The sequence below is a fragment of the Ideonella livida genome, assembly GCF_010499455.1.
Classification (GTDB): domain Bacteria; phylum Pseudomonadota; class Gammaproteobacteria; order Burkholderiales; family Burkholderiaceae_C; genus Ideonella; species Ideonella livida.
Window position 1 is genome coordinate 30580 of record NZ_JAAGOH010000028.1, and the last position, 12318, is coordinate 42897.

Genomic DNA, 12318 nt, shown 5'->3' on the forward strand with positions numbered 1-12318 from the left:
CGCCATGCAGACGTTTGAGGGCCGCACCGCCGTCATCACCGGCGCGGCGTCGGGCTTTGGCCTGGCGCTGGCGCGTGAAGGGGCGCGCCGGGGCATGAAGCTGGTGCTGGCCGATGTGCAGGAGCAGGCCGCGCAGCGCGTGGCGACCGAGCTGGCCGGGCAGGGCGCCGAGGTGCTGGCCCTGGGCGTGGACGTGTCCAGCGCCACGGCCATGCAGGGCCTGGTGGACGCCACGCTGGCGCGCTTTGGCGTGCCGCATCTGGTGTTCAACAACGCCGGCGTGACCTGCGGCGGCTTCATCTGGGAGCACACGCTGGCGCAGTGGGAGTGGCTGCTGGGCATCAACCTGATGGGCGTGGTGCACGGCGTGCGCCTGTTCACCCCGCTGATGCTGGCCGAGGCGGCGCGCGACCCGGCCTATGAGGGCCACCTGGTCAACAGCGCCTCCATGGCCGGGCTGCTGAGCCTGCCCAATGTGGGCGCCTACACGGTGAGCAAGCATGCGGTGGTGGCGCTGAGTGAAACCCTGTACCAAGACCTGGCGCTGGTGAGCGAGCGCGTGCGGGCCTCGGTGCTGTGCCCGTATTCGGTGCCCACGGGCATTGCCGCCTCGCAGGCACGCTGGGCGGCGGGGCAGGGGGGGGAGGGCGAAGGTGTGGCGGCGGCCACGCCCAGCCAGCGGGTGGCGGCGGCACTCACCGAGCTTTCGGTGGCCAAGGGCCGGGTGACGGCCGAAGAGATCGCGGCCAAGGTGTTTGCCGCCGTGGCCGAGCGGCAGTTCTACATCTACAGCCACCCGCAGGCCCTGGGCACGGTGGCCACGCGCATGCAGGACATCGTGCAGGGCCGCAACCCCAGCGACCCCTTTGCCGAAAAGCCGGCGCTGCGCGAGCAGTTGCTGCAGGCGCTGCGCGACGCGGCGCCGTGAGGTTTTGGCCGTCGCCCGGCTTGGCGCCGGCCGGTGGCAGGAGTAGGCTCCACGGTATTGATCCGCACGCCGCGCCAACGTCGGCCAGCCACCGTGAACTTCACGCATCGTTCGCCAACGGGTGTGGTCCCGCCCGCCGCCCACCCCGCCCAGTCCTTGTCCTGTTCAAGCCGCTGGCAATGGGGCGGCGCGCGTTTTGGCGAGGACCAGGAGCACGAGCAGTTCCGCTACCGCTTCTTGCTGGCGGTGTTGGGCATTGCGGTGCTCATCACCGCGGTCTTCACCACCGCCGACGCCCTGGGGGCCGTGAGCTTGAGTGCGGTGCACCGTTGGGTGGTGCGGGTGTTTTTGGTGGCCAACCTGCTGACGTTTGGCTTGCTGTGGGGCCATCCGCAGCGCTTTGGGGTGGCGTGCTGGGCACATTGGGGCCTGAGCCTGGTGGTCAACCTCTCGGGCTTGCTGAACTCCCCGGCGGATGAGCTGCGCGTGATCTGGTTCTTCATGCACCTTTCGGGCAGCTTCATCTTGCTGGGGGCCTGGGTGGGCGCGGCCTCGGGGGTGGTGCTGTGGGCGACCGCGTGCTGCGGGCGGTGGCGCACTGCCTGCAGCAGCAGTTCCGCGCCAGCGACGTGGTGGGCCGGGTGGCCTGGCCGAGTTGCAGCGGCGCGCCGACCAGGCCATGTACGCCGCCAAGGCGGGAGGGCGCAACCGGGTGGTGCAGCAGCCCTGAGGGCCCCCCGCCGCCTCAGCCCAGCACCTGCCGCAGGCCGTGCAGCAGCGCCTGCAGGGCGTCGCCCAGGGCGGTGACGTCCCGGGCATGTTGAGGGTCGGGCAGCCGTCCGCCGGCGGCACGCTCCAGGGTGTGGCCCCGCAGCAGCAGCGCCTGGCACTGGTCGTGCAGGGCCATGGCGCCGGCGCTGCCAGCCGAGCCTTTGAGCCGGTGCACCAGGGCGTGCAGACCGGCCAGGTCGCCGTCGGCCAGGGCCCGGGACAGGGCGGCGGTGTCCTGCCCGTGCTTGTCCAGGAACAGGCGCAGCAGGCGCAGGTACAGGGCGCTGTCATGGCCGCTGAAGCCCAGGCCGCGCGGCACGTCCAGCCCCGGCACCCGGGCCAGGTGGGCCAGCAGCACGGTGGGCCGGCCGGCGGCCGGGGCCACCGGCGGGTTGGCGGGCACGGGGGCCGGCGGGGCCTCGGCCGGCAGCCACTTCAGCAGCAGTGCATGCAGGGCCTCGGGCTCCACCGGCTTGGCGATGAAGTCGTCCATGCCGGCGGCCAGGCAGTCCTGTCGGTCTTCGGCAAAGGCGTTGGCGGTCATCGCCAGCACCGGCAGGCGCGCGCAGCCGGGCAGGGCACGCAGCTGCCGCGTGGCCTCCAGGCCGTCCATGACAGGCATTTGCACATCCATCAGCACCAGGTCGTGGGCCAGGGGCTGCAGCCGTTGCAGGGCCTGCACGCCGTCGGCGGCGTGGTCCACCTGGCAGCCCGCGGCCTGCAGCATGGCGGTGGCCACCTCGCGGTTGACCGGATGGTCTTCCACCAGCAGCACCCGCGCTGGCTGCCGGCGTTGGCGCAGGCGCTGGGCCGGGGTGAGCAGCGCCACACCCGGCGCCGGTGGCGCGGGTGCGCGCCCGGCGCGCACCCGGGCGGTGAACCAGAAGCGGCTGCCCTGACCGGGCTGGCTCCGGGCCCCGGCCTCGCCGCCCATCAGGCGGGCCAGCTCGCGGGTGATGGCCAGGCCCAGGCCGGAGCCGCCATGCCGGCGGGTGGTGCTGTGGTCGGCCTGCTCAAAGGGGGCGAACAGGCCGCCCAGGCGCTCGGCGGACACGCCGGGGCCGGTGTCCTGCACGGTGATGCGCAGGGTGAGCGCGCCGGTGGCGTCGGGCGGGCCGTCGGCGCTGGCGATCACCTGCACCTGGCCCCGCTCGGTGAACTTGACGGCGTTGCCCGCCAGGTTGAGCAGGCACTGCCGCAGGCGCGTGGGGTCACCGCGCAGCCACAGGGGCAGGCCTTGGTGCTCAAACCGCAGCGTCAGGCCTTTGGCCAGGGCGTCGCCTTCCAGCAGGCTGGCGGCGCGCCCCAGCACCTCGTCCAGCGAAAAGTCGATGTCCTCCAGGCCCAGGCGGCCGGCCTCGATGCGGGAGAAGTCCAGCACGTCATTGAGCAGGGACAGCAGGTGCTGGCTGGCCGCCTCCAGCTTGTCCAGGCGCTGCCGCTGGGTGGCGTCCAGTGGCGTGTCGCGCAGCAGCGCGGCCATGCCCACGATGGCGTTCATGGGCGTGCGGATCTCGTGGCTCATGTTGGCCAGGAAGGTGCTCTTGGCCCGGTTGGCCTGCTCGGCCTCACCCTTGGCGGCGGTCAGCTCGCGGGTGCGCTCCTCCACCAGCTCCTCCAGCTGGTCGCGGTGGCGCTGCAGCTCGGCCCGGGCCTCCTTGAGCGGGGTGATGTCGGTGATGATGACGTGGAAGCCCACGGTGCGGCCGTCGCGCAGGTCGGGGATGTACTGGGCCAGCCCCTGGTGCCTCAGCCCGCTGGCGGTGCTGCTGATCGGCAGCTCGAAGCTTTGGCGCAGCCCCGCCAGCACGGCGCCCAGCGGCTGCTGCAGCGCCTGGTACTGCCCTGGGTCCATCACCTCGGCCAGGTGGCGCCCCAGCAGCTCGGCCGGGGTCAGGCCGAAGCGCGCGGCATAGGCGGTGTTGGCAAAGCGGTTGAGGCCTTGCTGGTCCCAGTAGCCGATGAGGGCGGGAATGTTGTCGACGATGGCCAGCACCTCGTGCTCGCGCTGCTGCAACTGGGCCTGGGCCTGCACGGTGGCGGTGATGTCGGTGGCCACGTTGACCAGCACGGCCTCGCCCCGCAGGCGCAGGCGCTTGGCCGAGAGCTGCACATCCAGCCGCCGGCCGCGGCCTTGCAGCTGCACCTGCAGCGCGGTCACCTCGCGCCCGGCGCTGACCTGCTGCACGAACTCGGCCCGCTGCGCGGTGTCCACCCACAACGAGAGCTCGCCCACCGTGCGCCCCACCAGCTCGTCGGCCCGCATGCCCAGCATGCGGGCAAACGCGGGGTTGACCTCCAGCAGCCGTCCGTCAGCCAGCCGGGTGATGGAGAAGCCCAGGTGCGAGGTTTCGAAGATGCGGCGGAAGTGCTCCTCGTCAGCGGCCTGGGCGGCCGCCGCTTCGGGCGGCAGCGGCGTGGCCGGGCTCAGGGGCGGTGGGCATTCGCGGGCGGTGCGCAGGTACAGGCGCCGGTCGGGGTCGCCGGGCAGCAGCGTGATCTGCCAGGCCACGGGCACCAGGCGGCCGTCGGCATGCCGCAGCCGGCCATGCACCGCCTGCGGCACGCCGGCCTGCACCTGGGCCCACAAGATCTGGGCCACCGGCAGCTCGAACTCCAGGTCCAGCCCGGTCAGCTCGCGGCCAACCAGGGCCGTGGGCGCATGGCCGGTCAGGGCCTGGGCCTGCGCATTGGCTGCCAGCAGGCGGCCGTCGTGGTCGTGCACGAAGGCCGCCTCGGGCAGCAGGTCGAAGGCCGGCCCCCAGAAGCCGGCGGCCGCCATCCCGTAAGTCGCTCCCATGGTGTGTTGCGCCAGCTTTGCCGCTGGATGTCTGGTCGTGGATGGAGCCGCAAGTTTGACCCCAATCAGGTTGCACCAGCCTTTCAGGGGCGCGACGTCGCAGCGGTGGTGGCCCCCGCTCCGGGCTAACCATGATGCAGCGCAAGCCGGCCTCTCTCAGAATAATGTCAATATAATTGACGAAAAGCCATGAACCACCTGCCTGCTTCCCACCCCCAGGCCGCCCCGCTGCTGCCGCCGCTGCCGCCTGATGGGCCGCACCACGCCCACTGGCCGGCAGGCGTGCCCCGCCGCCTGGCGGTGCCCGACGAGTCCCTGTGGTGGGGGCTGGCACGCCGTGCCGCGCAGCAGCCCGAGGCCGTGGGCCTGACCTTCATGGACCGCCGCTGGACCTGGGGCCAATTACAAGCCGAGGCCGAGCGCCTGGCCGCCGGCCTGCAGGGCCTGGGCGTGGGCCGGGGGGACCGGGTGCTGGTGTTCATGCAGAACTGCCCACAGTTCATCCTGAGCTTTTTTGCCGTGCTGCGGCTGGACGCCGTGGTGGTGCCCGTCAACCCGATGAACAAGGCCGACGAGCTGGGCCACTACATCCATGACGCCGCTGCCAAGGTGGCCATCGCCTCGGCCGACATCGCGGGCGAAATGGCCCGTGCCAGCGACGGCCTGGTGGCCAGCGGCCAAGCGGGTCAAGTGGGCTTGACGCATCTGGTGGTGTTCCACCTGTCGGAAGGCCTGCCTGAAGGGCTGCAAACCCCCGGCGTGGGCTGGCCCGCGCACTGGCCCACCGCCTGGCAGCCGTGGCTGCAGTTCCGCCACCCGCAGCCGGCGCTGGCCGGGGGCGAGGTGCACACCTGGGCCGGGCTGCTGGCCGCGGCGCCGGCCCGCCCCACCGGCACGCCCCAGGCCCGAGCGGCCGACCTGGCCATCCTGCCTTACACCAGCGGCACCACCGGTGCGGCCAAGGGCTGCATGCACGGCCACGGCAGCCTGCTGCACAACGCCCTGAGCGGCGGCCCCTGGCTGGACATGCGCCCGGGCGACACCACGCTGGTGGTGGTGCCCATGTTCCACATCACCGGCCTGGTGATGGCCCTGCTGGCCACGGTGCAGACCGGCGGCGCCATCGTGCTGATGCCGCGCTGGGACCGGGACCTGGCGGCCCGCCTCATCAGTGCCGAGCGCGTGACCCACTGGCCCAACATCCCCACCATGGTGATCGACCTGCTGGGCTCGCCCCGGCTGGCTGAGTTTGACCTCTCGTGCCTGCGCTACGTGGGCGGCGGCGGCACCACCATGCCCGAGGCCATCGCCACCCGCTTGCGTGAGCAGTTCGGCCTGGAGTACCTGGAGGGCTACGGCCTGACCGAAACCTCGGCCCCCACCCACTGCAACCCGCGCGGCGGCGCGCGCCGCCAGTGCCTGGGCATCCCCTACCTGAGCACCCAGGCGCAGGTGGTGGACCCGGACACCCTGGAACCCGTGGCCACGGGCGAGGTGGGCGAGATCGTGGTGAGCGGCCCGCAGGTGTTTCAGGGCTACTGGGGCAACCCCCAGGCCACGGCCTCGGCGTTTTTTGAGCGCGAGGGCCAGCGCTGGTTTCGCACCGGTGATTTGGGCCGGGTGGATGACACCGGCTACTACACGCTGGCCGACCGCTTGAAGCGCATGATCAACGCCAGCGGCTTCAAGGTCTGGCCGGCGGAGGTGGAGGCGCTGATGCACCACCACCCCGGCGTGCAGGAGGTCTGCATCATCGCCACCCGCGACCCCTACCGCGGCGAGAGCGTGAAGGCCGTGATCGTGCCCAAAGACAGCGCCCGTGCCACCCTGACCCAGGCCGACGTCATCGCCTGGTGCAAGGCCCACATGAGCGCCTACAAGGTGCCGCGCACCGTGCAGTTCACGGAGGCCCTGCCCAAGAGCGCCAGCGGCAAGCTCCTGTGGCGCGTGCTGCAACAACAGGAAGACGGCGCGCAGGTGGGCTGAGCGCGCGGGCGCCTGCGGTGGCGGTGTGCCTGAGGCGTGGTCCGGCGTCTCAAGCCACCGCCGCCCGCCCCCGCGCCTCCGCGTCTGCCAGTTCCGCGTGGCTGAGAAAAAGCGCGGGGTTGTCCGCCAGCCGGGCCACGGCCAGGTCAATGAAGGCGCGCACCCGGCTGGGCTGGGTGCGGCGGCTGCCCCAGTAGATGAACAGGCTCATGTGGTCGGCCATCTGCTCGGTGAACAGTGGCACCAGCCTGCCTTGGCGCACGGCCTGCGTCACCTGGGATGAGGCCAATTGCGCGATCACCTGGCCGCTGAGCACCGCCTCCAGCTCCACTGCCGCGTCGTTCACGCTCAGGGTGGGCGGCAGCTCGCGGGTGATGATGGCGTCGCCCTGGCGGAAGAACCAGGGCAGCAGGCGGCCCGAGCCGGCGTGGCGGTACAGGCTGCAGCGGTGGCTGGCCAAAGCCTCCAGGCTGGCCGGGGCGCCGTAGCGGGCCAGATAGGCGGGTGCGGCGCAGGTCAGGATCTGCATGGGCAGCAGGCGCCGGGCCACTAGGCCCTCTTGCGGCGACACCCCCACGCGAAAACCCACGTCCACCCGGTCTTCCACCCAGTTGCCAATGCGGTCATCGAGCTGGATGTCGGGCTGCACCTCGGGGTGGCGCTGGCAATACTCGTCCAGCACCGACCACAGCACCGGCGCGAAGGAGGACTGCGGCCCCACGATGCGCAACGGGCCGGCCACGTCATCCTTGGCGCTGCGGGCGCGGTTGAGGGCCCGCTCCAGTGCGGCCATGGCCGGCTGGGCGGTTTCCAGCAGTTGCTGGCCCTCCTCGGTCAGGGCCAGGCTGCGGGTGGTGCGGTGCAGCAGGCGCACGCCCAAGTGGGTTTCCAGCTGCACCAGGGCCTGGCTGGCGGCTTGCGGGCTGATGCCCTGGGCGGCGGCGGCGCGGCGCAGGCTGCCCAGCTCCACGGCTTGCGACAGCACCGCCATGGCGCGGATGTGATGCATTGGCATGTGACATTGTCAACGCTGGATTGATGCAGCGGCAAGGTTTGCCCGGCTACAAGCCCGGTGCGCCGCTGTCTACAGTCCGCCGACCTCCCCACCCCTTGCCGCCAGAGGCCCACCCCATGACCACCTTGAACATCAACGGCCAGCCGCGTGCCGTGGACCTGGACCCCGACACCCCCGTGCTCTGGGCCCTGCGCGACAGCCTGGGCCTAACCGGCACCAAGTTCGGCTGCGGCGCGGGTCTGTGCGGTGCCTGCACCGTGCATGTGGACGGGCAGGCGGTGCGCTCGTGCATCACGCCCATCGCTTCGGCAGAAGGCAAGCGCATCACCACCGTGGAAGCCGCTACCAGCGGCGCCGACAAGGTGGGCGCGGCCGTCAAGGCCGCCTGGATCAAGCACGACGTGGCCCAGTGTGGCTACTGCCAAAGCGGCCAGATCATGACCGCCACCGCGTTTTTGAAGTCCCTGCCCAAGGGCAAGCGCCCCAGCGCCGCCGAGATTGACGCTGCCATGGCCGGCAACATTTGCCGCTGCGGCACCTACGCCCGCATCCGCGCTGCGGTGGCTGACGCCGCCCAATCCCTGGCCTGACCCCTCCGGAGACACCCACCATGCTGCCCACTCAAGTGGATGAATCCCTGGCCCGCCGCTTGCGCACTGAAATGCCCCGCGCCCTGGAGCTGATGCTGGAACGCGAGTTGCAGACCACCGACACAGCGCCTGCCGCTGCAACCACCGCCGCCCTGCCGCGCCGCAGCATCCTCAAACTCATGGGCCTGAGCGCCGCCGCCACCGGCAGCCTGGCCCTGGGCGTGTTTGCCGATGACGCCCAAGCGGCTGAAGGCGCCGCCGCCGGTGGCCTCAAGCCCACCCAGCAGCCCGCTGCCTTCGTGGAGATCACGCCGGCTGGCGAGGTCATCGTCACCGTCAACCGGCTGGAGTTTGGCCAGGGCATCCTGACCGCACTGCCCATGATCCTTGCCGAAGAGCTGGACGCCGACTGGGCCCGCGTGAGCGCCCGGCACGGCGACCAGCGGCCCGCCCATGCGGACCCGCTGTTTGGCCTGCACCTCACCGGCGGCTCCAACTCGGTGAAAAACAGCTTCATGCAGTACCGCGAGCTGGGCGCCCGCACCCGCGCCATGCTGGTGACGGCCGCCGCCGCCCGCTGGGGTGTAGACGCCGCCAGCCTGCGCACGCAGGCCGGCCAGGTCATCGCCCCGGACGGCCGCCGCCTGGGCTACGGCGAGCTGGCCCAGGCCGCCATGGCGCTGCCCGTGCCCGCCCAGGTGAGCCTGAAAAACCCGAAAAACTTCCGCCTCATCGGCCAGCCCACGCCGCGGCTGGACGCCCCGGCCAAGAGCAGCGGCCAGCAAAGTTTTGGCATCGACATGGCGCTGCCCGGCCAGCTCACCGCCGTGGTGGCGCACCCGCCGGTGTTTGGCGCCCAGCTGGCCACGCTCAACGATGCCGCCGCCCGCGCCGTCAAGGGCGTGAAGGCCGTGCTGCGCATCCCCGGAGACCGGGGCGGTGAGGCTGTGGCCGTGATTGCTGACGGCTACTGGCCAGCCAAAAAGGGCCGCGACGCCCTGCAGGCCACCTGGGCCACCGAGGCGGTGGAGAAGGTGGACAGCGCCCGCCAGCTGGCGCAGTACCGCGCCCTGGCCGCCCAGCCCGGCCCGCGCCAGTTTGACGCTGACATGGCGCCGCTGGCCCAGGCCGCCCGCACGATTGAGGCCGAGTTCACCTTCCCCTACCTGGCCCATGCGCCCATGGAGCCCTTGAACTGCACCGTGCAGCTCAGCGCCGACAAGGCCGAGCTGTGGGTGGGCTCGCAGTTCCCCGGCACCGACGCCATGGCGGCGGCCGCCACCCTGGGCCTCAAGCCCGAGCAGGTGCAGGTGAACGTGCAAATGGCCGGTGGCGGCTTTGGCCGCCGCGCCGTGCCCAGCAGCGACTACGTGGTGCAGGCCTGCCAAGTGGCCAAGGCGGCCCGTGCTGCCGGCTTCTCGGCCCCGGTGCGCATGGTCTGGAGCCGCGAGGACGACATCCGTGGCGGCTACTACCGCCCCATGCACCTGCACCGCGCCCGCATCGGCCTGGACGCCCAGGGTCAGGTGCTGGCCTGGGACCACACCATCGTCGGCCAGTCCATCCTCACCGGCACCTTCTTTGAAGGCTTCATGGTCAAGAACGGCATTGACGCCACGGCGGTGGAGGGCATGCGCGAGCCCTACGCCCTGCCCATGCGCCTGACCGTGCACCACCCCCAGGTGAACGTGCCGGTGCTGTGGTGGCGCAGCGTGGGCAGCACCCACACCGCCTTTGTCATGGAGACCCTGGTGGACGAGATCGCCCGCGCCGCCAAGACCGACCCCGTGGCCTGGCGCCTGGCCCAGTTCGGCACCCAGCACCCGCGCCACCGCGCCGCGCTGGAGCTGGCCGTGGCCCGCAGCGGCTACGGCAAAAAGCGCCTGCCGGCCGGCCGCGCCTGGGGCGTGGCGGTGCATGAGTCCTTCCAGACCGTGGTGGCCTATGTGGTGGAGGCCTCGGTGACGAAGGGCCAGCCCCAATTGCACCGCGTCACCGCCGGCGTGCACTGCAACCTGGCCGTGAACCCGCGCACGATTGAGGCGCAGGTGCAAGGCGCCGCGCTGATGGGCCTGGGCATGTGCCTGCCCGGTGCCGCCATCACCCTGAAAGACGGCGTGGTGGAGCAAAGCAACTTTGGCGACTACGTGGTGGCGCGCATGCCCGACATGCCGCAGATCGAGGTGGCCATCGTGCCCAGCGCCGAGCCGCCCACCGGCATGGGCGAGCCCGGCCTGCCGCCGCTGGCCCCGGCCTTTGCCAACGCCGTGGCCCGCCTCACCGGCAAACCGCAGCGCAGCCTGCCCTTCCAGGTCTGACCGACCCGCCGCACCGCAGGAGCCCCGCATGGACGATCTCGACACCCGCGTGCTGCGCGCCGCACTGGCCTGGCAGCAGGCCGGCACGGCGGCGGTGCTGGTCACGGTGGCCCGCACCTGGGGCTCCTCGCCCCGGCCGCCGGGCTCTTTCATGGCCATCGACGCCCAGGGCCGGGTGGTGGGCTCGGTCTCGGGCGGCTGCATTGAGGACGACCTGATCGAGCGCATCCGCAGCCAAGGCATCACGGCGGTCTGTGCCGGCGGCCGCCCGCAGGTGCTGCGCTACGGGGTATCGGCCGAACAGGCGCACCGCTTTGGCCTGCCCTGCGGCGGCACGGTGGAGCTGGTGCTGGAGCCCGTGGGCGCCCACAGCCGCCTGGACGAGCTGCTGGCCGCCCGCCAGCAGCGCCAGGCCCTGTGCCGCGAGCTGGACCTGGCCACCGGCGCCGTCACGCTGCGCCCGGCCACAGCGGCCGACGCACCGGGCTGGGACGCCACCACCGGCCTTGACCCGCTGCCCGGCGCGCCCGACACCCGCCGCCTGCTCACGCCCTTCGGCCCGCCTTACCGGCTGATCCTGATCGGCGCCGGCGACCTCTCGCGCTTCCTGTGCGAGATGGCGCTGGGCCTGGGCTTTGAACTCATCGTCTGCGACCCGCGCGAGGAGCAGGCCCAGGGCTGGTCCTTCAGCGGCGAGCTGCCCGGCGTGACCCTGACCCGCGAGATGCCCGACGACTGCGTGCAGCGCCTGCGCCCGGACGCCCGCACCGCCGTCATCGCCCTCACCCATGACCCCAAGCTGGACGACCTGGCGTTGATGGACGCGCTGGCCACCCCGGCCTTTTATGTGGGTGCCATTGGCTCGCGCCGCAACAGCGCCCAGCGCCGTGAGCGCCTGCGCGAGCACTTTGAGGTGCCTGAAGCCGCCTTGGCCCGGCTGCGCGGCCCGGCCGGCCTGTACATCGGCAGCCAAACGCCGGCCGAGATCGCCCTCTCCATCCTGGCCGAAGTGGTTGCCGCCAAGAACGGCGTGAGCTTTTCTGACCAAGCCCAGGTGGCTGCCGCCAAAGCGCGCCGGGAAGCAGCAGCCGGCGCCGACGCCGCCCATGCCGCGTGGCTGGCCGTTGCCGCCGTGCCCGCTACCTGCGGCCTGGGGGCCGGCCTCGGCTCGGACCGTTGACCTTGCCGGTGGGGCAGGCGGTGGCTCCGGCAGAAGTGCGGGCGGTGATCCTGGCCGCCGGCCTGGGCAGCCGCCTGGGCGGTGTGCCCAAAGCCGCCCTGCGCCACGCCGCAGACGGCCAAACGCTGCTGGCCCGCCACGCCCAGGCCCTGCGCTCCGCGGGCGTGGCCGAGGTGAGCGCCGTCATCGGCCCCTACCGCGAGCGCCTGCTGCCGCTGGCCCAGGCGGGCGGCATCACGCCGCTGCTGCACACCCTGGATGGGCCCAGCCTCATCGACTCCCAACGCCTGGCCCTGGCGGCGCACGCCGCCGCCGCCGCCCCGCACGCCAGCCTGCTGCTGCTGGTGAGTGACCTGCCGCACCTCAGCGCTGAACACCTCGCGCCCCTGCTGGCCGCCTGGGCGCAGCGCCCCGCTGGCGTGCACGCCTTGATGCCCGTGGTCCACGGCCAGCGCGGCCACCCCGTGCTGCTCAGCCCCACCGCCGTGGTCGGCGTGCTGGCTCAGCCGCCAGACGCCGGCCCCGCCGGCGTGCGCGCCTGGCTGGCCGCCCACCCGCAGGCCGTGCAGGCCCTGCCGCTGTCCGACCCCGCCTATGTGCAGGATGTGGACACGCTGCAAGACGTGGCCCTGCACCGTCTGGCGCTGCCCTGATGCGGCCTTGATGCAGCCCTTACGCTTTTCAATGACAAGCTCAGCTTGTCAATCTGTTCAGGCAATACCGCCTATTC

Annotated in this window: 9 protein-coding genes; 7 read left to right on the plus strand and 2 right to left on the minus strand. The window is 72.1% G+C overall.

From position 1 onward, the window contains the following. The first annotated feature begins 4 nt into the window (after window positions 1–4). Window positions 5–928, plus strand: coding sequence for an SDR family oxidoreductase (locus G3A44_RS18225; protein WP_163459185.1), 924 nt, complete (start codon window positions 5–7; stop codon window positions 926–928). A 156-nt stretch (window positions 929–1084) separates the two neighbouring features. Next, entirely contained in the window at window positions 1085–1735 is a 651-nt protein-coding gene (locus tag G3A44_RS18230) for a hypothetical protein (RefSeq protein WP_163459186.1), read from the plus strand. Here G3A44_RS18230 and G3A44_RS18235 read toward each other — a convergent pair. After that, on the minus strand, window positions 1674–4499 hold the full coding sequence (locus G3A44_RS18235; protein ID WP_163459187.1) for a PAS domain-containing hybrid sensor histidine kinase/response regulator: 2826 nt from the start codon (window positions 4497–4499) through the stop codon (window positions 1674–1676). The two genes, G3A44_RS18230 and G3A44_RS18235, sit on opposite strands and share 62 nt — an antisense overlap. Before the next feature lie 189 nt (window positions 4500–4688). Between G3A44_RS18235 and G3A44_RS18240 the strand changes: the two genes are divergently transcribed. Beyond that, the gene (locus tag G3A44_RS18240; protein WP_163459188.1) at window positions 4689–6485 is read left to right on the plus strand and encodes a long-chain-fatty-acid--CoA ligase; all 1797 of its coding nucleotides are present in this window, start codon (window positions 4689–4691) and stop codon (window positions 6483–6485) included. Between the two features lie 49 nt (window positions 6486–6534). On the opposite strand, the gene G3A44_RS18245 is transcribed toward G3A44_RS18240, so the two are convergent. Further along, on the minus strand, window positions 6535–7500 hold the full coding sequence (locus G3A44_RS18245; RefSeq protein ID WP_163459189.1) for a LysR family transcriptional regulator: 966 nt from the start codon (window positions 7498–7500) through the stop codon (window positions 6535–6537). Between the two features lie 116 nt (window positions 7501–7616). Between G3A44_RS18245 and G3A44_RS18250 the strand changes: the two genes are divergently transcribed. Genes G3A44_RS18250 through G3A44_RS18265 form a run of 4 tightly spaced genes read left to right on the plus strand, consistent with a single transcriptional unit; the run spans window position 7617 to window position 12241 of the window. Then, entirely contained in the window at window positions 7617–8090 is a 474-nt protein-coding gene (locus G3A44_RS18250; protein WP_163459190.1) for a (2Fe-2S)-binding protein, read from the plus strand. Window positions 8091–8110: 20 nt separating this feature from the next. Then, window positions 8111–10408 carry a xanthine dehydrogenase family protein molybdopterin-binding subunit gene (locus tag G3A44_RS18255; protein ID WP_375138678.1) on the plus strand — a complete coding sequence of 766 codons (2298 nt, stop codon included), beginning with the start codon at window positions 8111–8113 and terminating at the stop codon, window positions 10406–10408. A 28-nt stretch (window positions 10409–10436) separates the two neighbouring features. Beyond that, the gene (locus G3A44_RS18260) at window positions 10437–11588 is read left to right on the plus strand and encodes an XdhC family protein (protein ID WP_163459191.1); all 1152 of its coding nucleotides are present in this window, start codon (window positions 10437–10439) and stop codon (window positions 11586–11588) included. After that, window positions 11585–12241, plus strand: coding sequence for a nucleotidyltransferase family protein (locus tag G3A44_RS18265; protein WP_163459192.1), 657 nt, complete (start codon window positions 11585–11587; stop codon window positions 12239–12241). The genes G3A44_RS18260 and G3A44_RS18265 overlap by 4 nt, the downstream gene beginning before the upstream one ends. Window positions 12242–12318: the final 77 nt, after the last annotated feature.